Origin of the sequence: Priestia sp. YIM B13491, assembly GCF_042787605.1 — a bacterium.
GTDB classification, from domain to species: Bacteria; Bacillota; Bacilli; order Bacillales; family Bacillaceae_H; genus Priestia; species Priestia megaterium_E.
Window position 1 is genome coordinate 302,271 of the sequence record NZ_JBHZOR010000003.1, and the last position, 19,861, is coordinate 322,131.

A 19,861-nucleotide genomic window follows, 5' to 3' on the forward strand; every position below is an offset into this window, starting at 1 on the left:
GTGTTGCTGAACTCTAGCAATATATGTAAAACTTATGTTTCCATAATAGTAAGAATAACATCAATTGTCAAATTATTTAAAGTAATAGAAAAACTCAGTTTTATTCATATCAGTTATCATACAACTGACTTGTTGGTAAGGTTTATTCCCTTCAATTATCCTACTATAATAACCGCTACTGAGGTCTTTCAATAAATTAAAAAGAAGAATATTCCTATAAATAAAAGCAATACTAAGGAAGCTATACATATTTACCTATCACTATTTTCAGGAGGAATGTGTACAATGAGCACATCAAAACTTCCGCCGCTCACGTCCTCAGAGCTTGCTAACTTATGGATGACTTATCAGGAAAAAACGATGATTTTGAGGTTCTTAGAATATTTTCTGGAAGATAAACAGGATTACAAAGAACTTTTTGAGCTATATTACAGCCGATCTTTAAAAAGTGTAGCGCAAATAAAAGAAATATTTGAGAACGAAGGCGCTGTTATCCCAATTGGTTTTACGAAAGATGACGTGAATGTAGGAGTTCCTAAGCTATACGACCATATGTTTGAAGTTATGTATATACGCTTAATGTCTCAAATTGAAACAGGACTGTTTGCTTTGCATTCGACCATGTCTTACCGAGAAGATATCCGGAATTTCTTCGTAGATGCAACAGCAGAAGCACAGGACATATATAATCAATCCACACAAGTATTGTTAGAAACGGGTGTCATCGCAAAACCCCCATACGTTTCTATGCCGAAGGAAGTTCATTTTGTCCATGCGCAAAATTATATAGGCGGATTGAGCTGGTTTAGCGAAAAAAGATCGTTGAATACCATTGAAGTGTCACTTATTCAACATGCTGTTGATACAAATCTTGTCGGAATGCAGCTGATGATTGGTTTTGCTCAAGTGGCCAATAACAAAGAGGCACAGCAGCATTTTGTCAGGGGTATGAAGCTTTCGAAGAAAATTGAAACAGAATTAGGTGATATTTTACGCCATAGCTACATAGAACCTCCGGCTACTCATGCTGGAAAAGCGACGAATTCAACCGTTCCTCCTTTTTCAGATAAGCTGATGATGTACAATACGAGTCTTTTGAGTACGTTCGGTCTGGGGAGTAACGCCTTAGGAGGAGCCTTTAGTTTAAGAAGTGATTTGCCATTAAAGATGCTACAGCTTGCAAAAGACATTTACAGTTTGGCAAAAGAAGGCGGAAAAATTATGATTCAAAACGGTTGGCTTGAAGAGCCTCCTCAAATTGAAGATCGCAATCAGTTAACGAAAAAATAGGTTCTTGCAAATGGGAAAGCTAGCTGCTAAACGTACAGCTAGTCCTATTTGTTTTTTTAGTATACTGTTTTTAGTGCTAGTACGTAACAAATGTTTGCGTTATTTAGAAGCTGTTCCTATGTTTTTCTTAGTCGTTTAGCTCATATTTCTACTTAATTTATAACAGAAAAATAAAAGGTATTTTCTCTGAGCTGACGAAATCTTTCTATATAAAATAGAAAGGAGAAACGTATGTTTCCTATTCTTCGTACACCTCGCACTACACTGCGTGAAATAACAGAAGCGGATGCAGATACTATTTTCGACTGCTTCTCTCAGGAAGAAGTTATCAAATATTACGGGCAAGAAAAATTCACAACTTTCCAAGAAGCTTTGGTGCTGATTGATATTTTTGCTGAAAACTACAGAAATCAAAAAGGTTTGCGCTGGGGAATCGAACGGCTCGATACGGGGGAACTAATCAGGACAGTTGGATTGAATCAGTGGAACCAAAAGCATAAGCGCGCGGAAATTGGCTATGAGCTACACCCTCAGCACTGGAGTCACGGCTATGCTTCGGAAGCTGCTTCGGCTGTTATGGCTTATGGATTTGATACCCTTCAGCTAGTGCGAATTGGAGCTGTTGTGTTTCTTGAAAACAAGGCATCTCAGCACGTGCTTGAAAAGCTCGGGTTTCAACAAGAAGGAGTGTTAAAAAACTATATGTATCAAAACGGAAAAGCTTACGATACGCTTGTTTATAGCTCCCTGCCTCCTACATAATAAAAAAAGGATTCTTTTTAAGAAAAGAATCCTTTTTCGTTTTATTTAAACGCCGCATACCCATCATCAGCCATGATGACACTGCCGTTTACAGCTCCCGCTTCTTCTAAGGACAGCAAATAAACCATATCTGCAATTTGTTTTGGATTAGTGAGCTCTCTGCTCATTGTTTTCGCTTTCATTCCTTCAATCATACCGTTGTCTTTATAGCCTTGAATAATAGGCGTATCAACAAATCCTGGCGCAACGGCGACGACGCGAATACCGTATTTAGCGAGATCTAGCGCAGCTGATTTTGTCATCATCACAACAGCTCCTTTTGTTGCATGATAAGCATACGTTCCGGGTGAGGCTAAGAAGCTAAAAATAGAGGCCGTATTGATAATGACGCCTTTAATACCTAACTCTCTCATTTTCCTGCCTGCTGCCATAATCCCATATGTAACGCCGTGCTGATTCACATTAATAATACGGTGATATTCTTCTAAGTCTTGATCTAAAATAGATGTAGGACGTCCAATCCCTGCATTGTTAAACATCACATCAATTCGTCCAAATGTATTCACCGTTTTCTCAATCAGTGCTTCCACTTCTTCAAACTTGGTGACGTCCGTTTGCACAAATAAAGCGTGGCCTCCAGCTTCTTCAATTTTTTGAAGAGTCTCTTTTCCTTTTCCTTCATCATAATCAGCAATGACCACTGCGTCTCCTTTTTGCGCGAACTTTAAGGCAGTTTCTTTGCCAATTCCGCTTGCTCCCCCTGTAATAACCGCTACTCGTTTTTGCTGCATGTTTCTCCCTCCTTGGTGAAAATTCCTTTCTTTTACATTGTAGCATTCTTTTTTTCTACCAGCCGTTTCTATTCATCACCTCATTGCTATGAAATTGGTTAAGTTAGGCATAGCCAAACGCCTTTTTTACTAAAAATCAGCGCGTGTACAAGCAGTCTGTCATTTTTTGCATTTACTATAGTGTAAGGAGGTGATGGCTATGCATGAACACACAGGTAATGTATCTATTCCCCGTCCTCCGGATGTGGTGACAATTCTTTGGGAGCGAAACCCTTTGGATAGACAAGCTCCTCGTACTGTCGTAGAAGCAACAGTAATCGGCAGCGCAAATCCTTGCGGACGCTTGTTAGCTCAAGGTCAGCGCTACCGCACTGCAGCTCATTGTTTACTTGACAACGGCTTTGAACAAATTACTGCTGAAAGATTAGGCGTATTTGGAGTAGCTGTATTTGTTAGAGAATATTAAAATAGAAAAAGGGACTTTTCTGTAAGTTAGAAAAGTCCCTTTATACATATTACGCGTGGAAATTCGTGCCGTCTGTTACAGCTTCAATTACTCCAGCGCGGATGACAAAGTCACCAAAGTGCTCGCCTTCTTCTCTCTCTTTTGCATAGCGAGGAAGTAAGACGCGCAGCTCATTTAAAATTTCTTCTTCACTGATATTTTCACGGTACATTTTACTTAAGCGGCTACCGTCAAATGCTGCTCCAAGATACATGTTGTATTTGCCCGGTGCTTTACCAATAAAAGCAATTTCACCTAAAGCAGGCCGTGCACAGCCGTTAGGACAGCCCGTCATACGAATCGTGATTTCTTTATCGCGAAGACCATTTTCATCTACAATTGCTTCAATTTTCTCAAGAAGAACTGGGAGATAACGCTCAGCTTCTGCCATCGCAAGCCCGCAAGTTGGAAGCGATACGCAAGCTAATGAGCTGCGGCGAAGAGCCGAATAATGCTTGCCGTCAGTTAATCCGTATTGTTCGATAAGATCACTAATTTGTTTTTTCTTTTCAGTTGATACGTTCGCGATAATTAAGTTTTGATTGGCCGTTAAACGAAAATCACCGCTATGAACTTTTGCAATTTCACGAAGACCCGTCATAAGCTTATAGTCTTCAAAGTCAGCAATACGTCCACCTTGAACAAAAAGAGTAAAGTGCCATTTTCCTTTTACACCTTTTTCCCAGCCGTAGCGGTCGCCGTTATGATCAAAGTGATAAGATTTTGCTTCGTCTAAGCTCCAGCCCAGACGATTTTCAAGCTCTTCTTTTACCGTTTCTAATCCCAGACGATCAACCGTGTATTTAAAACGCGCGTTTTTACGTACAGAGCGGTTTCCATAATCACGTTGAATCGTAATGATTTTTTCAGCTACTTCTAGAATTTGATCAGGTCGACAGAACCCAATCACTTTTGCAAGCTGAGGGTAAGTTGCTTTATCTCCGTGCGTCATACCCATACCGCCGCCGATTGCTACGTTAAACCCAACAAGTTTCTCGTCTTCTAAAATAGCAATAAAGCCAAGGTCTTGTGAATACACGTCAATATCGTTAGACGGTGGAACAGCTACGCCAATTTTGAACTTTCTTGGCAAATAGAGCGGACCATACATTGGTTCCACTTCTTCTTCCACTTCCGGTGTGCTGATCACTTTCTCTTCATCTAGCCAAAGTTCGTGGTACGCTCTTGTACGAGGTAATAAGTAATCACTTAATTTTTTTGACCATTCGAATACTTCAGCGTGCACTTCTGACTGATAGGGATTCGGGTTGCACATTACGTTACGGTTTACATCTCCGCAAGCTGCAATTGTGTCTAATAAAGAAGCATGAATTTCTTGAATCGTTTTCTTCATGTTCCACTTTAAAATTCCGTGCATTTGGAATGCCTGACGAGTCGTCAGCTTTAACGTTCCATTTCCGTATTTTTGTGCTAAATCATCCATCACTAGCCACTGTTCTGGTGTTGAAACACCGCCTGGCGTACGGACGCGCAGCATGAATTGGTAAGCTGGCTCTAGCTTTTGTTTTTGGCGTTCGTTACGAAGATCTCGGTCATCTTGCAAGTAGCTTCCGTGGAACTTCATCAAACGATTATCGTCTTCAGAAATACCTGAGCTGATGCGGTCTAGCATTGTTTCTCCTAATGTACCGCGCAAATAATTACTTTCATCTTTTATGCGCTCAACGTCACTTGGAGGACCTTCGGGCGCTTTTAAAATTTTGTTTACCATGTTGAAAATCTCCTTTCAATCCTCAGTATACATCACGCTGATAACGTTTTTGTTTCTTCATTTCAGCAAGGTAACCTTCCGCCTGTTCACGGCTCATCTTGCCTTCTGTTTCGATAATTTCAACTAGCGTGTTGTGCACGTCGCGTGCCATATTTGTTTTATCTCCGCACACATAAAAAGATGCGCCTTCTTCTAACCATTGGAATAATTCTTTACTATGTTCGAGCATACGGTTTTGTACGTATACTTTTTCTTCAGTATCGCGTGAAAACGCCACGTCCATTTTTGTCAGTACACCATCTTTTAACCACTTTTGCCATTCTGTTTGGTAAAGGAAGTCTGTTACGAAGTGCTGATCTCCAAAGAACATCCATGACTTGCCTTTTGCCCCTGTTTCTTCACGCTCTTGCATAAATGAGCGGAACGGAGCCACACCTGTACCAGGTCCTACCATAATAATTGGCGTTTCTTGATCTTGAGGCAGCTTAAAGTTTTTATTGCTTTGAAGGTATACAGGAATCGTATCGCCCGGCTGCAAACGTTCTGAACAAAGGACTGAACAAACACCTTTGCGCTCGCGTCCATGCGCTTCGTAGCGTACCGCTCCGATTGTTAGATGAACTTCATCAGGGTTTGCTGATAAGCTGCTTGCAATCGAGTAAAGGCGCGCTGGCATTTTACGTAGAATGGCTACAAACTCTTGTGCCGATACGTTCCATGGGCCGAAGTCACGAACTAAGTCAATCACATCACGGCCTTGTGTGTATGCTTTTAATTCCTCGCGATTTTCTACAAGCGCTTTTAACTTATCGTTTCCAGTAAGCTCAGCTGCTTGCTTTAAAAGCGGTTTTGTTAAAACGGTAATTTCAAAATTAGAGGTTAGCGCTTCTCTAAGAGGACGCGTTTCTCCTTCTTTATTCACCGTTACACTTTCACTTGCATCCCACTTGAATTCGTTAAGAAGAAGATCAACAAGTTCCGGGTCATTTTCAGGATAAATACCTAAACTGTCTCCTGGTTCATACGTCAAACCTGAACCTTCTAGAGATAGTTCTAAGTGTCGCGTTTCTTTATTTGATCCGCGGCCGTTTAAGTTTAAGTTCTCAAGCACTTCTGCTTTAAAAGGATTTGTTCTTGAATATGGTGAAGTTCCTGCAGGAGCTTCCGCTGGAACAGTCGCCGAAGCGCTGTGTCCTTTCGCTTCGCTTAATCCGTCAATAACACCTTTAAGCCATTTATTCGCGGGCTCTTCAAAATCTAAGTCACAGTCAACGCGCGGATACAGTCTTTCACCGCCAAGTTCTGCTAAGCGCACATCAAATTCTTTTCCTGTTTGACAGAAAAATTCGTATGAGCTGTCTCCAAGCGATAAGACAGAGAAGCGGAAGTTCTCAAGGTTTGGCGCTCGACGGCCGTGAAGAAATTCATGGAAAGATAGCGCATTATCAGGCGGCTCTCCTTCTCCATGTGTACTTACGACAATTAATAAATTTTCAAGTTTCTTTAAATTATTTGGTTTGAAATCATTCATAGAAGATACAGTTACATTAAAACCTTTTGCTTCAAGCGTTTTGCCTGTATTTTCAGCAAGACCTTGAGCATTTCCTGTCTGTGATCCGTAAAGAATCGTTACGTCTTTTGAAATCGTCTGCTCCGCTTGAGCAGGCGCTGCTGTAGAAACGTCTGGCGTTCCTTCGGCAGACGTAGATTGAGATGCTGTTAAATAACCACTCAACCACATTTTTTGTGCTTCTGTTAATGTCGGCAGAAGGCGATTAAGCAAATCTGCTTGTTCTTGATTAAAAGGGCTGTTTACTACCTTAAGTTGCAACACTGTCCACCTCACAAAAATATATAATTTAAATATGTATGCTTTTACGAATCATCTTCAACAACATGTAATACCTGTGTCTAATTAATCAATGATGTTTCCCTTCATACATTATTATTCCTATAGATTATATCAAATTTAATTATATAAATCATTAGAAAATTCTTATCAAATTCGTCTACCTGCATTTTATCGGAGAAGAATAAATTAGTAAAATACATATAATTGATAACTAGTATTAAGATCATTAATAATTGAAGCTGTCGTTACGTTTTTTATAAATGCAGTTACTTCCATATCTGCTCATTCTACATCCTTCACACGAATATGAATATTTTGTAATTTTTAGAGAAGTTTTGTAGAAACGGTTTTCTTTCTCATCAGAATGTTACATAATAAATGTAACATTAACCCTTTTAAAAAACACTATACGTAAAAGACAGTATATTCTGAAATTTAGGACAGTTTATAGGTGAGCTAGCAACCTTTTATCTATTCATACACGGTGAAGAATATAAAGGGAAGCTTGCAGTACATACCATTCCCTTTTGCTCATCTCAAATGAAAGGACTGGCTTTTAAATCAGGTAATCTTTTTTAAGGAGGCTTCTTGAATGTTTTTACGAGAATTAACGAAAAGTGGGACGATAACTGTTTCTTACTATAAAGATGGAACGCTGCAAACGTGCAAAGGCCGCGTGCACAACTTAAATCTCCATCAGCAAATTCTATCCGTAAAAGACGAAAATGAAGCCGTTGTTTCCCTTTTGCTTTCTGATATTAAATCCATTCATTAGTATGTAAAATTAAGGAGGAATTACTATGTGGAAAGATAATAAGCAAGCGCTTACAGATTTTGTGACGGAAGATCGGTTTGAACTGAACTTATATTTATCGTATTTGCTTGATCAAATTTCGTATGACACGTCTAAACAATCCCCTTTTCTTCGCAAGCCTAATGAAACAACTAGCTAATAATATAGAAAAAAAGCGCACAAATTTGTGCGCTTTTTTTAATGTGATGGCTCTACTTCAGCAATGCCTTCTTCTGGTTTTTCTTCGGCTTTTTTATTTGAAAGCTTGATCTGTCTTAAGAACAATGTGCATACCGCTCCTAAAATAATAAAAGCTAAGCCCATGAAAAAGACGCTGTGCAATGCGCTCATTAGCGAGGTCTTCAAAATAGGCACAATGCTGTCTGAAAGCGCAGCTGGAATACTCTTTAGCGCCTCAGGACTAAACAGCATCTGCAGCACACTTTCAGGATTCGTATCAATCGCTTTTTTGAACCCGTCGGCAAAAGCGCTTGCTTGAGCAGGCAATGAGTTTAAATATGGAACGAGTTTGTCAGTAAGAAGCGTACCTGATTTGGCGTTCATTATCGCTCCTAAAATGGTAATACCGAACGTTCCTCCAATTGAACGGAAAAATTGACTTGATGATGTAACAACACCGAGCTCTTCTTTTGAAAAGCTTTCTTGAAGAGCAAGCGTTAAAATTGGCATCACAAGCCCCATTCCTAAACCGATTATGGCCATATAAGAAGTGGCAACAAGCTTGCTAGTATGAAGGTCTAATGTTGTTAACAAGAAGAACCCTCCTGCCATAATGAGCATACCAGTAACGATTTGAGGTTTGATTCCAACTTTATAAACAAGCTGTCCTCCAATAATACTTGTTACAATCATTGAAATCATCATCGGTGTCATAATGGTACCTGATTCTGAGGCGCTTACTCCAACGATTCCTTGCATAAAGAACGGAACAAATGTAATAGCTCCGAACATGCCAATGCTCATAAAAAAGCCAATGATGTTTAAAAGCGTAAACGTTCGGTTCTTAAATAAATACATCGGAAGAATTGGTTCTTTAGCTTTCGTTTCCACAATAATAAAGCTTATAATCCCAGCAATAGCAAGTGCAAACAAACTAATAATCTGCCAAGAGTTCCAGTCGTAATCTTTTCCTCCAAAGCTCAGGGCAAGAAGCAAGCTTACTACTCCGATAACCATTGTGAACATACCAGCTACATCGAATTTAACAGGTCCTGTATGTTTTTTTCCTTGAAGTCCGAGCGCAATAAAAACGGTAGCGAGTATCCCTACCGGCAAGTTAATGTAAAACACCCATTTCCAGTTCAGTGAATCAACAATCCATCCGCCAATTTGCGGACCGATGACAGAAGCAAGACCATAAATCCCTCCGAATACTCCTTGAAACTTTGCTCGTGCTTTTCCTGTAAATAAATCACCGATTACAATCATTGCCATCGGCATCATAACGCCGCCGCCAATTCCTTGTAATGCACGGAATAAAATAAGCTCTGTCATATTATTTGCCATTCCGCATAAAGCAGAAGCCACCATAAAAATAATAAGTCCTGTAACATAAATTACTCTGCGTCCTACTAAATCAGCGAGCTTTCCTGCAATCGGAACAACCGTTGTTGACGTTAATAAATAGGCTGTTGTCAGCCATGTCATCATGCTTAAACCACCAAGATCTCCTACGATTCTTGGCATAGCTGTTCCGACAATGGTTCCATCAAGTGCAGAAAAGAACATCGCAATAATTAACCCAATTAATAAAAGCGTGCGCTTTGAATTTTTTTGATTTTCCATCGTGTGTCTCTCCTCTTTTTTGTTACTGCTGCTTATCTTTATAAGAAGCAGCTGATGTTGCAAGCTTTTTCGTAATAGAAGCCATCATGGAAAGCTCTTCTTCTGTTAGATGCAAAAGGTAGCGGTCCATAATGGCTTTTCGACCATTTAGCACGTCTTCAAGTTTGCGATGCCCAAACTCCGTTAAGGTAATGTCAACAACTCTTCTGTCTTCTTTATTGTGTTCTCTTACAACAAAATTGTGCTGTTCAAGACGATCCACTAAAAGAGTCACGGCGCTCGGTTTTACATCCATTAGCTCTGCAATTTGAGAAACCTTACTGCTCCCTACTTTCTTTAAATAAGAAAGAACAAATAATTGCGTAGGAGTCATCTCATGCTCATTAAGGCTCTCCATCATTTCGGGCTGCATTTTTTCAAATAGCACTTGAAGCGATGAACGAATCTCCCCAAGATACTGATTGCTTTTTGTCACATCTATTCCTCCAGGCTTGCTTATTTATTTCATGTTATAAATAGTTAATGCTAATTAAATATAAATGCATATAAACTAAAAGTCAATTATTTCTTTTTTAGTATTGACCCTTACGCTGCGTTATATTTTATAGTAGATTTCAGAAGGGAGATGAAAGAATGAACAGAAAAGTAAAAGAAGTGGCTGACTTAGTAGGAATCAGTATCCGCACGCTGCATCACTATGATGAAATCGGGCTATTAAAACCTGATGCTGTCAGTGAATCCGGCTACCGGCTTTATTCACCGGCTAATCTTGATATGCTTCAGCAAATATTATTTTTTAAAGAACTTGGCTTCCCTTTAAAACAAATTCATGAGATTATAACAGACCCAACATTTAATCGCACAGAAGCGTTAATACTGCAAAAAAACATGCTGATTGAAAAACGCAGTCGGCTCGATCAAATGATTGCAACCATTAATAAAACGATTCAATATGAAAAAGGAGCGATTGAAATGAACGAAAAAGAGCGGTTTAAAGGGCTGGATTTTTCGCATAACCCATACGAAGAAGAAGCCCGGAAGCGCTGGGGAAATCAGCGCGTAGATGAAGCGAATGAAAAAGTACAAAGCTTTTCACATGAAGAACAGCAGCACATGTCAAACGAATGGGAAAGTATCTACACTCACTTAGCTTCTCTGCGTGATCTGTCACCATCCTCTACAGAAGCTCAAAAAGCCATTGAGCAATGGTATCAATTTTTAAATGAGAACTTTGGAACGTATTCGTTAGAAGCCTTTAAAGGTCTTGGAGAGATGTATGTACAAGATGAGCGGTTTACAACCAACATCGATCAATACGGAAAAGGATTAGCGAAATTCATGAACGAGGCGATGAGTGTATTTGCAGATGCTAAAAATAATAAACCAAAAGACTGAGATATAACTACATCAATGCAATCTAAAGACGAACAATTAGCATATATGATCTGAACTGCTTGTTCCGCCGCTGTTGATTTCCGTCCAAGGCTTCGCGTTCCGCGGGCGCCGCTGAGCCTCCCAAACCGCTAGAAGCACTACCTATATGAAGCCTATGTTCATCACCACAATGAAAAAATCCGAACGATTCATCGTTCGGATTTTCATTCACTTAATATACTTTTGTTCCAGCCTCTTTTTATAAATGAAGACCCATAAGCATTGTATTATAGTACACGCCATTTATATAGGTGTCTTTTTCTTTTAATCCTTCTGTTTGAAACCCTAGCTCCCTGTATAAAGAAATAGCTCTTTTGTTATCTTCTCGCGTCACAAGTTCGATTTTTTTTGTTTGTTTATTCGTACGTGCCCATTCAATCAGCTCAATCATTAGCTGTCTGCCTAACCCTAGCCCGCTATAAGATTTCTCTACTACAATACCGAGGGTTCCCACATGCTTATTACGCGGGTTTTGAGACGAGGTGATGGATGCAATACTAATGATTTTCTCTTCTTTTTCAGCCACAACTATAAGAGCATTTTGCTCTTGTTTTACAGAAGCTAAAAACAGTTCGTACTCTGAAAGAGGTGTAAGAAACTCACCTTCTCCAAATGACAGAAAATCGCTTTCTCCTCCTACCCGGTTGTAAAAAGCAATCATTTTCTCTGCGTCTTTTGATTCTGCTTCTCGAATGGTGACGCCTATACCATTCTTTAATGTACGTAAACTCATATACCTATCTTCCTTTTAGTTATTCTTGTTTGCTTAGCCGAGTTTTAGCGCTGTTTTTCTCTCCACTGATCTAACCACATGCGATTTCCTAAAGCTGTAAAATCATTTTCATCGGCGTAGCGTTCAATGACGGAAAGCGCGTTGTCCTCAAGCATTGGTGAATAGCTCATGATTTCTAAAATATGATGTGCAGCCCATAAATCAATTCGATAAGTAGGATTCGTCAGCAGTGTTGCAAATTCAAACAGCATGCCTGGATAATATAAATGAATGAGCTGCGCAATTTTTTTCATATCTTCTGCAGCTCGATTGCCTTTTTTTACAGATTTTTTATCTCGATAATCGATTTCATAATGAATTTTGGCGCTTTTTTGATAAAGATCAACTAGCGTTTCATACGTACGGTGTTTCCGCATTTCTCATCTTCCTTTGCTTCTAGATTTCCTCGTTTGAAGATGCTATAGTTCATTTTTAGGTTTCATATATTCAAATAAATGCAGCAAAAATATGATACTTCCGCCAATGCACATCACAAAACTTAACGTAGCAGGATACTGAATAAAGAAACCGACAACACCAAAAATCAGCATAGCAAGCGCTCCTATCATCATAAACAGATGATAAGCCGGTGTATTTTCTTCATTATTCATACATAACTCCTTTTCACTATTTTTTAAGTTATTAAAAAGATATGACACTTCTTTTGGACTATGATCTTTTATTTTGCTGCCGCTTTATTTGTTTAGCTTAGCACGAAGTAACGTGAGAAGGCCTCCTCCAAACATGACGCCACCCACAATTTGATACAGGTGTATGTAGCTTTTTACCGTTTCAAGATACAGATCCGTGTCTACATTCCCTTTACTTTCTAGCCATCTTTGGCCCATTGCCTGACCCGTTGCAACGCTTTTTAACAAAACGACCAGGCCTCCGAGCATGACAACGGCTGCGATCATAAGCTGTACCTTTTCTTTGTCATCTAGCATTTTTTTGAATTCGTCTGCCATCTATCTCTCTCCCATCCTTACCTTGTTATGTATCTACTTGTTTGTAATCATGCTGTTTTTTCTCTATTATAACGCTTAACTTGGTCATTATAACACGGTTTTGCACTGCCTTTAGTCTTACTTTTCATAAATGAAGCCATCTTGGGTGATACTATTTTTGAAACACAGGCGTCTTTAACATCCCTTCATTATTTTTGAAGGGTTACTAATTGAGGTTGATACATGCTTATATTTTTAGGGATTTTTTCACTTTGTGCAGCTGTTTGTTTAGTAGAAATACCTTATTTAAAAAAAGTGAACAGTAAAAAAGAAAAGCAAATTTTTTGGAGTTTGTTCATAGTAAGTATTTTAATTGTTAGTTTAAAATACGGCGGTGTGGAGATCCCTAACCCCGGAGACGGCATTGCTTTTTTATTAAAACCTTTTAGTGATTTTTTGTTCAGTCTGTTGAAGTAAAAGGAAGTGAACAACGTGCACAGTCAGATGAAATTATCCGCAGCACAGTTTCGAATACTCGTCATTTTTTATAGTTTAGGCGACACTATTTTAGTCGTGCCTGGAAGCTTAACGGCTGATTCAAAACAAGAGGCATGGATTCCAGCTATTTTAGGCGTGTGTGTAGGCGTTTTTCTTGTATGGATGTATATCAAACTTTCTAGCCTTTATCCGAATAAAACCCTTATAGAACTAAACGAAGCCATTTTAGGCAAGTGGCTAGGAAAGTTTGTCTCTCTTTTATTTGTCGCTTCTACTCTTCTTTTTTGCAGTCAAGTTTTGTTTTACGTGGGCTCGTTTCTAACAACTCGGATTATTATTCAAACGCCTATGCTTGCTGTTCATATTTTGTTTATGGGAATTGTGATTGTCGGCGTTCGGCTTGGCATTGAAACGATTGCCCGCTGTGCTGAAATTCTCTTTCCTTGGTTTGTTATTCCGTTCTTAATCTTAGTTTTTTCGATTTTCCCTCAAATTCATTATGAGAATTTGCAGCCTTTATTAGAGGTAGGCGTTAAGCCTATTATCAGATCTATTCTGGTATTTACAAGTATTACATCTCTCACTTTTATTGTATTGCTAACCGTTTTCCCTGCTCACGTAGCGGAACCAGCACAGCGAAACCGCGCTTTTTTTACGGGAAGCTTAATCGGCGGAGGCATTATGATTATTATCTTACTGCTTGGCATTCTTGTACTTGGAAATACGTATACACGTATTGCTTTATATCCAAGCTATGAGCTTGCAAGACGGATCGAAGTTGCGGATTTTCTAAAAAACATTGAAGTAATTATGGCTATTATGTGGTTTTTATCTCTTTATTTTAAAACGTCTCTCTACTATTATGCGACCGTTTCTGGACTCGCTCAAATTCTTGAATTAAAAAACTACCGAATTTTAACTCTTCCGCTAGGCATTATTGCCGTTACATTTTCACTTATCGTGTATCCAAGCATTCCATATGAACAAACGTGGGACAGAGATACGTGGATCCCGTACAGTCTGCTATTTGGGCTGTTTTACCCTCTTGGATTATTAATAGTTGGGAAAATTCGCATAAAGCATTCTGCGTCTTTATCCAAATAAAAAAGCCGCTTAAGCGGCTTTCAAAAGAAGACGGTTATACTCACTAATCCATTCCACAGCATATGTAAAATCATAGATGGGAAAATAGATTTTGTCCGGTAATAAATAATGGCAAAGACAAGTCCCATGACGGTAGCTGTAATCGGAAAGCCAATATGTAAAAGACCGAATACAAGAGCGGAAACGAAAATGCCCACAAGCATGTGGTGGCGTTTGGTTAAGAAACCACATAAAACACCTCTGTAAAGCAGCTCTTCTTTAATAGGCGTGATAACTGCTACACTTATAAAAAATATCCAGCTCGAAAGCAGCGTTTGATTAAAACTGCCTTGATTTAAATCTTTTTGCTGCTGATCTGCGCTTTCTACGTTTAAAAATGAAAGCATCACGTACTGCACCGCGGCTACAATCAAAAAGCCTACTACAATATATACATACGTTTTTCTTTCTTTTAATACCGAGAAGTTCCACATAGGCTTTAAAAATCTGCGCACAGGTCTGTACAGTACCGAAACGCCTAGAAAAAACGCCGCGTCTACCAGCAGAGCATATGGTCCTTCTAATAAAATTCCCGTCATATTTGAACCCGTAACTTCATCGTAAATAGCTACTCCAATTCCGGCTATAATCTGCAGACCAAAGCCCAACACGATAAATAGAAGCAGCGTGAAGTAAGTAAACTCTTTTTTCTTTTTAGGCTTTAAAATCGGTTCTGAATTTGTTGATAACGCACTCAAAATAGCAACCTCCAAAAATGATTCTTTCTCTCTAGTCCTCTCAAAATTCTACCATAATCTCCGCTTAATGATGTTATTTTTTAGGAAAAAAGTTATATTTTTTCACATTTTACACTCAAAGGTAGAGTTTGAAAAGATAAATGAGCTAGCCAAATTAGTTGTCAACTTCCTTATATTTGATTACGCTTGAAGAAATCTTACCGAAAGTGAAGTGAAAAAATGGCACACATTTTAATGATTAATTTTCCCGCTGAAGGTCACGTAAACCCAACGCTTGGAATGGTAAAAGCTTTTTCAGACCGAGGTGATACCGTTCACTACATTACGGCCGAGCGTTTCAAAGAGCGCCTTGAAAACGCCGGGGCTATCGTACACACTCACCGAGACTTATTAAGCGGTGTATCCATCAAGCCTGAAACTCCTCAAGGAATCAACGCTTTTTTAAATATCCACATCCAAACGTCTTTAGATACGCTGAAGCTTGTTCATACATTATCAAAAAAAATTGACTTTGACTTTGTGTTTTACGACAAGTTTGGAGCAGGCGAATTAGTCCGTGATTATTTGCGGATTCCCGGGGTTGTATCATCCGCTTCTTTTTTAATGCCAAAAGAACGCTTAGCAATGATGCCTCTGCATCCCGATTCAGACGTTCCATTTAAACCTGACGAAAAAGCTCAGTACGGGCTCAGCTTGCTAAAAAATCAGTTTGGGGTAGAACCTAAAAATCTGCTTCAATTTATGAACAATGAAGGCGAATTAACGGTCGTATATACAAGCCGCTTTTTTCAGCCGCTTCATGAACATTTTGACGACTCGTGTTTATTTATTGGGCCAAGCTTTCCAAAGCGTCACGGCTCTCACGATTTTCCGCTAGAAAAGCTAAAGAACGAAAAAGTTCTTTATATTTCAATGGGAACGGTGCTTCATGATGTAGAAGGCTTTTTCAACCTTTGCATCGACGCATTTAGCGACTTTGAAGGAAAAGTTGTGATTGCAGCAGGAGACCGGGCTGATTTTAAAAAAATAAAAAAAGCACCGGAGCATTTTATTATTTCACCCTATGTTCCACAGCTTGACGTGCTAAAAGAAGCTGATGTTTTTATCACGCACGGAGGCATGAACAGCGTAAATGAAAGTATACATTTTAACGTACCGTTAGTCGTTTTACCTCATGGGAAAGACCAGCCTCTCGTTGCTCAAAGGCTCGTGGAACTAAACGCCGGGTATCGCTTAGCAAAAGAAACGGTAAATGCTTCTCTGTTAAGGAATGCCGTTGACGAAGTCATACATGACGACCGCTACAAAAAAGGGATAAAAGAAATCAACGTAAGTTTCGAACAGGCAGCTGGCCCCGCCGCTGCAGCCGAAAAAATAGTAAATCACGTAGTGAAACAATATTCATAGAGAAAAGGTGCACATTTGTGCACCTTTTTTCATTAAACCAGCCATGTACAAACTGTATATATGCCAATGATTAGCAAACTGACGACTGTAAGGAAAAACAATGCACATCCAGCTACAATAAGTTTATCAGCCCATTTGGATACGTAACGAGCAAAGCGTGCAGGCGATCTCTCACTTTCCCCAAGTTCTCTTTTTTGATATCTCGTTGAATATTTTGCCTTGTTTTTTTGATACTACATAGCTCATAAGCCTCTCCTTTTTAGGTGTTTATGCTCATCTTGACAAGGGTACAATGAACTATAATTGATTTTCGAAGGGGCTCGGTTATGAACAATGATCTTTTACTCATTCAAGAGATAAAAATCCGAAAGAAAGAAGCACTTCATCAGCTTTACAATCGATATGAATCGCTTTTGTATCGTCTTGTCTATTCAGCAGTAAAAGATCCACATGCTTGCGAAAGCATCTTAACAGAGCTATTCAAAGAAATTTGGCATTCCCCTGATCTTTTGGTCAAAGAACGTACTCTTTCTCTTTCCTTGTGCAAGCAGTGTGTAAAAAATATAAAAAAGCACAGCCAGAACTCAGAGAGGATTTCGTCATAAATCATTTTTTTGCCATACATACTATGAATACAAATCCATATGACTGAAATAATCGAAAATATGATTTAAATCTGTAATCTTTATGCTATGAGTGCTGTAAGCAACGATTATTTCAGCCAGCATAAGAACGAATAAAATGGCCAATAGCACCTTAACAAGCGGAAATTGTCGGAACTGAGGAGAAAAAAGCAGCTTACTGACTGTATACAAAAACAGCAGGATAAAGTAGATCATCATGGCATTTGTCGCCTGAAGGGGCACATTCCAGACAAATATGTACACGCTGAATGTCAAAATTAAAATAAACGACATTTCTTTCCCGCTAAAAAAATCACTCATTGCGTAACACCTTTTCTTGTTCATGAAGGAATAAGAAATTATAAACTCACGAAACATTAACGTTATTTTTACAACAGTATACACGATTTTCCTGTTAATTTCTATATACCAGTGTATATATGAAGCTGCTTTTAGCGGATTGGCGTCATGTTTTTGAGTGCAATGGGTTATAGTAACAGAGAAAGGCTCATAAAGGAGGTTTAGATAATATGGAAAACACAAATGAATTTGTTCAAAAGCTGAATGATAATCAAGAAAAGCAGCGTAAAAATAAGCAGGGTCAAGCTACTGGACATCCTGAGAAAAAACTTCCTAACAAACAGCATTAATGTTGTAAAAGTTGGCTGTAAAGACAGCCGGCTTTTTTTTTGAACTTTTTTCGGAAGTCGAAATGTTTGAAGATAAAACAAATCCCCTGTTACAATAAACTGAACCCGCTGCAAAACGTTCGCAGCTATACTTTCCTCTTAAGGAGCTGAATATAAAATGAGTACATTTGAAAAACTATTCCAACCAACAAACATTGAAGCATTTGATTTACACACTCGTACAGCAATGGCACCGATGACAAGATGCTTTGCTGATCCAGAGACAGGCGTAGTCGGTCAAGACGTTGTAGACTATTACCGCCGCCGCGCAAAGGATGGTATTGGCTTAATTATTAGTGAAGGAATTGTTATCAGCGAACGCGCAAAAGGAAATCCTGGCGTTCCGGGTATCTATACCCAAGAACAAATTGATTCATGGAAGCCTGTAACAGAAGCTGTTCATGAAGAAGGCGGCACGATTATTGCTCAAATTTGGCACGTTGGCCGCTTGAGTCATTCCGGATTAATCAATGGACATAAGCCTCAGGCCCCTTCCGCTATTGCAGCACAAGGCCAAGTGCCTCGTTTCCGCAAGCCCTATGAAGAGCCTCAAGAAATGTCAAAAGAAGATATTAAAGAAGTTGTAGGACAGTATGCTCAAGCCGCTAAAAACGCCATTGAGGCAGGATTTGACGGCGTTGAAATTCACGGGGCTCACGGCTATTTAATCGATCAGTTTAATTCAGACTGGTCTAATAAACGGACTGATGAATACGGAGGCGACCTTGCACAGCGATTAACGTTTATGAAAGAAGTGATTTCTGCTGTTATCGACGCCATTGGAAAAGAGCACGTTGTGATTCGCTTCTCTCCTCATAAGCTTGATAAACCCGACTATCGCTGGGATGATACTGAAAAAGCTATTCAAACGTATACAGAAGCATTTAAAGAAACAGGAATTGAGATCATTCATCCGTCTATGCTGGATTTTTATGAAGATGTTCAAAACGGTCAAAATCTTTATGAAATTACGCGTAAGTACTGGGATGGACCGATTATCGGTGTAGGTGACTTAACGCCTGAATCAGCTGAAAAAGCGCTGCAAGCCGGCTGGATCGACGTAGCTGCTATTGGCCGCCCACTTATTTCAAATCCTGATTATTTACAGCGCATCAAAAACGGAGATGCTCTTGTCGAATACGATGCTAAAAAACATTTACCAGAGCTTATCTAAAAAAAAAGCGCTCCTTTCGGAGCGCTTTTTTTATTGGTTTACGTATGCCTGAACTTCTTGTTTCCAAATAGCATAGCCTTTGCCCTTTAAATGAAGACCATCAACCGTGAAATTACTTTTTAACTGATTATGTGTAGATACTTTCGAATACAGGTCAATGTAAGAATCATTGTGTTTCTTAGCCAGACGCTCTAAATAGTTATTTAATGCGATAACATCTTTATTGTCCACTGCGTCGCCGCATTTTTTATTGTTCACGGGCAGTACACTTTGAATATAGACTTTTGTATTCGGTGATTCTTTATGAATACGCTCAAGAATTTCAGCATAATTGGCTTTGGTTTTTTTTACAGATTTTTGCTCATTTAAATCGTTAATGCCAATCATTAAGAAAATCTTTTTTGGCTTAGCATCTGTAATACTTTTTAGACGGTGCAATACCCCTTCTGTTGTATCATCGGCTACGCCTCGATTGACAATCTGCTTATTATGAAAAAGTTCGCTCCATTCAGAGCGCTGGGTAATGCTATCACCGAGAAATACGATTGACTCTTTAGGAATACTTAATTGCTTGAACAAAGTGGTCCGTTCAATGTAATAAGGATTATCTCTATAGCTTTGCTTAGACGAATCCTTAGATGACAGCGGATTTTTCATCGCGCTGCTGCTTGTCGCATAAAAAGCAAAAACACCTATGAAAAGGACATTTAAAATAATGGAACTGATAAATACAACTTTCTTTGTTGAACTCACGAAAACGACACTCCTGTACTTTGTATGTTTTTTAGATAACTCTACGATGATATAGTAAAGCTTCCTGTTAACACTCTTTCCCTCCATACAAGACATTTAATCATTTTTTGTAAATAATGATTTTACATAAAAAAGAAGCGGCGCTTGAAAGCGCCGCTTCTTTTTCTATAATATAAGGGGTTAAAACGTACT

At 39.0% G+C, this 19,861-nt stretch carries 24 protein-coding genes and 1 pseudogene; 12 read left to right on the forward strand and 13 right to left on the reverse strand.

The features are described from left to right. Window positions 1-285 precede the first annotated feature (285 nt). Entirely contained in the window at window positions 286-1,290 is a 1,005-nt protein-coding gene (locus tag ACFX4E_RS12440) for a DUF3231 family protein (RefSeq protein ID WP_045293334.1), read from the forward strand. Between the two features lie 231 nt (window positions 1,291-1,521). After that, entirely contained in the window at window positions 1,522-2,052 is a 531-nt protein-coding gene (locus ACFX4E_RS12445; RefSeq protein ID WP_377579739.1) for a GNAT family N-acetyltransferase, read from the forward strand. Window positions 2,053-2,093: 41 nt separating this feature from the next. Here ACFX4E_RS12445 and ACFX4E_RS12450 read toward each other — a convergent pair whose 3' ends face one another. Next, the gene (locus tag ACFX4E_RS12450) at window positions 2,094-2,843 is read right to left on the reverse strand and encodes an SDR family NAD(P)-dependent oxidoreductase (protein ID WP_377238182.1); all 750 of its coding nucleotides are present in this window, start codon (window positions 2,841-2,843) and stop codon (window positions 2,094-2,096) included. 199 nt (window positions 2,844-3,042) lie between these two features. Here ACFX4E_RS12450 and ACFX4E_RS12455 point away from each other — a divergent pair, with 199 nt between their 5' ends. Beyond that, complete coding sequence (locus tag ACFX4E_RS12455; RefSeq protein WP_034650713.1) at window positions 3,043-3,309, forward strand: hypothetical protein; 267 nt, start codon at window positions 3,043-3,045, stop codon at window positions 3,307-3,309. Window positions 3,310-3,358: 49 nt separating this feature from the next. On the opposite strand, the gene cysI is transcribed toward ACFX4E_RS12455, so the two are convergent. Together cysI and ACFX4E_RS12465 are read right to left on the reverse strand one after the other, a co-directional pair. Further along, window positions 3,359-5,080: an assimilatory sulfite reductase (NADPH) hemoprotein subunit gene (cysI, locus tag ACFX4E_RS12460; protein WP_016764771.1), complete on the reverse strand. Its 1,722-nt coding sequence runs from the start codon at window positions 5,078-5,080 to the stop codon at window positions 3,359-3,361. Between the two features lie 22 nt (window positions 5,081-5,102). After that, window positions 5,103-6,911, reverse strand: coding sequence for an assimilatory sulfite reductase (NADPH) flavoprotein subunit (locus tag ACFX4E_RS12465; protein ID WP_377238183.1), 1,809 nt, complete (start codon window positions 6,909-6,911; stop codon window positions 5,103-5,105). Between the two features lie 613 nt (window positions 6,912-7,524). Between ACFX4E_RS12465 and ACFX4E_RS12470 the strand changes: the two genes are divergently transcribed. After that, window positions 7,525-7,707, forward strand: coding sequence for a YolD-like family protein (locus ACFX4E_RS12470; RefSeq protein ID WP_013083869.1), 183 nt, complete (start codon window positions 7,525-7,527; stop codon window positions 7,705-7,707). Between the two features lie 25 nt (window positions 7,708-7,732). Next, a complete protein-coding gene (locus tag ACFX4E_RS12475; protein ID WP_165573525.1) occupies window positions 7,733-7,885 on the forward strand; it encodes a hypothetical protein in 153 nt (50 codons plus the stop codon). A gap of 38 nt (window positions 7,886-7,923) precedes the next feature. Here ACFX4E_RS12475 and ACFX4E_RS12480 read toward each other — a convergent pair whose 3' ends face one another. Both ACFX4E_RS12480 and ACFX4E_RS12485 read right to left on the reverse strand, forming a co-directional pair. Then, window positions 7,924-9,531 (reverse strand): MDR family MFS transporter, encoded by a 1,608-nt coding sequence (locus ACFX4E_RS12480; RefSeq protein WP_028414403.1) that lies wholly within the window; start codon window positions 9,529-9,531, stop codon window positions 7,924-7,926. A 22-nt stretch (window positions 9,532-9,553) separates the two neighbouring features. Further along, window positions 9,554-10,006, reverse strand: a complete 453-nt coding sequence (locus ACFX4E_RS12485) for a MarR family winged helix-turn-helix transcriptional regulator (RefSeq protein WP_013057798.1) — start codon at window positions 10,004-10,006, stop codon at window positions 9,554-9,556. A 158-nt stretch (window positions 10,007-10,164) separates the two neighbouring features. Here ACFX4E_RS12485 and ACFX4E_RS12490 point away from each other — a divergent pair, with 158 nt between their 5' ends. Next, the gene (locus ACFX4E_RS12490; protein WP_377238184.1) at window positions 10,165-10,926 is read left to right on the forward strand and encodes a MerR family transcriptional regulator; all 762 of its coding nucleotides are present in this window, start codon (window positions 10,165-10,167) and stop codon (window positions 10,924-10,926) included. A 238-nt stretch (window positions 10,927-11,164) separates the two neighbouring features. On the opposite strand, the gene ACFX4E_RS12495 is transcribed toward ACFX4E_RS12490, so the two are convergent. The 4 genes from ACFX4E_RS12495 to ACFX4E_RS12510 form a co-directional block, all read right to left on the reverse strand. Beyond that, window positions 11,165-11,698: a GNAT family N-acetyltransferase gene (locus tag ACFX4E_RS12495; protein WP_098579633.1), complete on the reverse strand. Its 534-nt coding sequence runs from the start codon at window positions 11,696-11,698 to the stop codon at window positions 11,165-11,167. 44 nt (window positions 11,699-11,742) lie between these two features. Then, a complete protein-coding gene (locus tag ACFX4E_RS12500) occupies window positions 11,743-12,114 on the reverse strand; it encodes a hypothetical protein (RefSeq protein ID WP_013057801.1) in 372 nt (123 codons plus the stop codon). A 42-nt stretch (window positions 12,115-12,156) separates the two neighbouring features. Continuing rightward, window positions 12,157-12,348 (reverse strand): hypothetical protein, encoded by a 192-nt coding sequence (locus ACFX4E_RS12505; protein WP_014459359.1) that lies wholly within the window; start codon window positions 12,346-12,348, stop codon window positions 12,157-12,159. An 84-nt stretch (window positions 12,349-12,432) separates the two neighbouring features. Further along, complete coding sequence (locus ACFX4E_RS12510) at window positions 12,433-12,705, reverse strand: hypothetical protein (RefSeq protein WP_028409211.1); 273 nt, start codon at window positions 12,703-12,705, stop codon at window positions 12,433-12,435. A gap of 222 nt (window positions 12,706-12,927) precedes the next feature. On the opposite strand from ACFX4E_RS12510, the gene ACFX4E_RS12515 reads away from it, so the two are divergent. Together ACFX4E_RS12515 and ACFX4E_RS12520 are read left to right on the forward strand one after the other, a co-directional pair. Continuing rightward, window positions 12,928-13,161, forward strand: a complete 234-nt coding sequence (locus ACFX4E_RS12515) for a hypothetical protein (RefSeq protein ID WP_377238185.1) — start codon at window positions 12,928-12,930, stop codon at window positions 13,159-13,161. Window positions 13,162-13,176: 15 nt separating this feature from the next. Beyond that, the gene (locus tag ACFX4E_RS12520; protein WP_028409213.1) at window positions 13,177-14,286 is read left to right on the forward strand and encodes a GerAB/ArcD/ProY family transporter; all 1,110 of its coding nucleotides are present in this window, start codon (window positions 13,177-13,179) and stop codon (window positions 14,284-14,286) included. Between the two features lie 20 nt (window positions 14,287-14,306). Here ACFX4E_RS12520 and ACFX4E_RS12525 read toward each other — a convergent pair whose 3' ends face one another. Next, a complete protein-coding gene (locus tag ACFX4E_RS12525; RefSeq protein ID WP_377238186.1) occupies window positions 14,307-15,023 on the reverse strand; it encodes a CPBP family intramembrane glutamic endopeptidase in 717 nt (238 codons plus the stop codon). Between the two features lie 219 nt (window positions 15,024-15,242). On the opposite strand from ACFX4E_RS12525, the gene ACFX4E_RS12530 reads away from it, so the two are divergent. After that, window positions 15,243-16,430, forward strand: coding sequence for a macrolide family glycosyltransferase (locus tag ACFX4E_RS12530; protein WP_377238187.1), 1,188 nt, complete (start codon window positions 15,243-15,245; stop codon window positions 16,428-16,430). Between the two features lie 112 nt (window positions 16,431-16,542). Here the strand turns inward: ACFX4E_RS12530 and ACFX4E_RS12535 are convergent, their stop codons facing one another. After that, complete coding sequence (locus tag ACFX4E_RS12535; RefSeq protein WP_306472667.1) at window positions 16,543-16,662, reverse strand: DUF6584 family protein; 120 nt, start codon at window positions 16,660-16,662, stop codon at window positions 16,543-16,545. A gap of 94 nt (window positions 16,663-16,756) precedes the next feature. Here ACFX4E_RS12535 and ACFX4E_RS12540 point away from each other — a divergent pair, with 94 nt between their 5' ends. Then, window positions 16,757-17,035, forward strand: coding sequence for an RNA polymerase sigma factor (locus ACFX4E_RS12540; RefSeq protein WP_028409216.1), 279 nt, complete (start codon window positions 16,757-16,759; stop codon window positions 17,033-17,035). 21 nt (window positions 17,036-17,056) lie between these two features. On the opposite strand, the gene ACFX4E_RS12545 is transcribed toward ACFX4E_RS12540, so the two are convergent. Then, complete coding sequence (locus tag ACFX4E_RS12545) at window positions 17,057-17,374, reverse strand: hypothetical protein (protein WP_013057808.1); 318 nt, start codon at window positions 17,372-17,374, stop codon at window positions 17,057-17,059. A gap of 209 nt (window positions 17,375-17,583) precedes the next feature. Between ACFX4E_RS12545 and ACFX4E_RS12550 the strand changes: the two genes are divergently transcribed. After that, complete coding sequence (locus tag ACFX4E_RS12550) at window positions 17,584-17,703, forward strand: DUF4023 domain-containing protein (RefSeq protein WP_013057809.1); 120 nt, start codon at window positions 17,584-17,586, stop codon at window positions 17,701-17,703. Window positions 17,704-17,875: 172 nt separating this feature from the next. Further along, window positions 17,876-18,916 (forward strand): annotated as a pseudogene (locus ACFX4E_RS12555) (alkene reductase); the annotation flags it as partial. Between the two features lie 30 nt (window positions 18,917-18,946). On the opposite strand, the gene ACFX4E_RS12560 reads toward ACFX4E_RS12555, so the two are convergent. Then, window positions 18,947-19,669: a GDSL-type esterase/lipase family protein gene (locus ACFX4E_RS12560; RefSeq protein ID WP_098778936.1), complete on the reverse strand. Its 723-nt coding sequence runs from the start codon at window positions 19,667-19,669 to the stop codon at window positions 18,947-18,949. Window positions 19,670-19,861: the final 192 nt, after the last annotated feature.

Excerpts from the sequence above, each read along its gene's own strand:
- ACFX4E_RS12505 (WP_014459359.1), bottom strand. The coding sequence starts at position 12,348 with ATGAATAATGAAGAAAATACACCGGCTTATCATCTGTTTATGATGATA.
- ACFX4E_RS12515 (WP_377238185.1), top strand. The coding sequence starts at position 12,928 with ATGCTTATATTTTTAGGGATTTTTTCACTTTGTGCAGCTGTTTGTTTA.
- cysI (WP_016764771.1), bottom strand. The coding sequence starts at position 5,080 with ATGGTAAACAAAATTTTAAAAGCGCCCGAAGGTCCTCCAAGTGACGTT.
- ACFX4E_RS12540 (WP_028409216.1), top strand. The coding sequence starts at position 16,757 with ATGAACAATGATCTTTTACTCATTCAAGAGATAAAAATCCGAAAGAAA.
- ACFX4E_RS12445 (WP_377579739.1), top strand. The coding sequence starts at position 1,522 with ATGTTTCCTATTCTTCGTACACCTCGCACTACACTGCGTGAAATAACA.
- ACFX4E_RS12500 (WP_013057801.1), bottom strand. The coding sequence starts at position 12,114 with ATGCGGAAACACCGTACGTATGAAACGCTAGTTGATCTTTATCAAAAA.
- ACFX4E_RS12440 (WP_045293334.1), top strand. The coding sequence starts at position 286 with ATGAGCACATCAAAACTTCCGCCGCTCACGTCCTCAGAGCTTGCTAAC.
- ACFX4E_RS12545 (WP_013057808.1), bottom strand. The coding sequence starts at position 17,374 with ATGAGTGATTTTTTTAGCGGGAAAGAAATGTCGTTTATTTTAATTTTG.
- ACFX4E_RS12480 (WP_028414403.1), bottom strand. The coding sequence starts at position 9,531 with ATGGAAAATCAAAAAAATTCAAAGCGCACGCTTTTATTAATTGGGTTA.
- ACFX4E_RS12495 (WP_098579633.1), bottom strand. The coding sequence starts at position 11,698 with ATGAGTTTACGTACATTAAAGAATGGTATAGGCGTCACCATTCGAGAA.
- ACFX4E_RS12470 (WP_013083869.1), top strand. The coding sequence starts at position 7,525 with ATGTTTTTACGAGAATTAACGAAAAGTGGGACGATAACTGTTTCTTAC.
- ACFX4E_RS12475 (WP_165573525.1), top strand. The coding sequence starts at position 7,733 with ATGTGGAAAGATAATAAGCAAGCGCTTACAGATTTTGTGACGGAAGAT.
- ACFX4E_RS12455 (WP_034650713.1), top strand. The coding sequence starts at position 3,043 with ATGCATGAACACACAGGTAATGTATCTATTCCCCGTCCTCCGGATGTG.
- ACFX4E_RS12450 (WP_377238182.1), bottom strand. The coding sequence starts at position 2,843 with ATGCAGCAAAAACGAGTAGCGGTTATTACAGGGGGAGCAAGCGGAATT.
- ACFX4E_RS12490 (WP_377238184.1), top strand. The coding sequence starts at position 10,165 with ATGAACAGAAAAGTAAAAGAAGTGGCTGACTTAGTAGGAATCAGTATC.
- ACFX4E_RS12530 (WP_377238187.1), top strand. The coding sequence starts at position 15,243 with ATGGCACACATTTTAATGATTAATTTTCCCGCTGAAGGTCACGTAAAC.
- ACFX4E_RS12550 (WP_013057809.1), top strand. The coding sequence starts at position 17,584 with ATGGAAAACACAAATGAATTTGTTCAAAAGCTGAATGATAATCAAGAA.
- ACFX4E_RS12510 (WP_028409211.1), bottom strand. The coding sequence starts at position 12,705 with ATGGCAGACGAATTCAAAAAAATGCTAGATGACAAAGAAAAGGTACAG.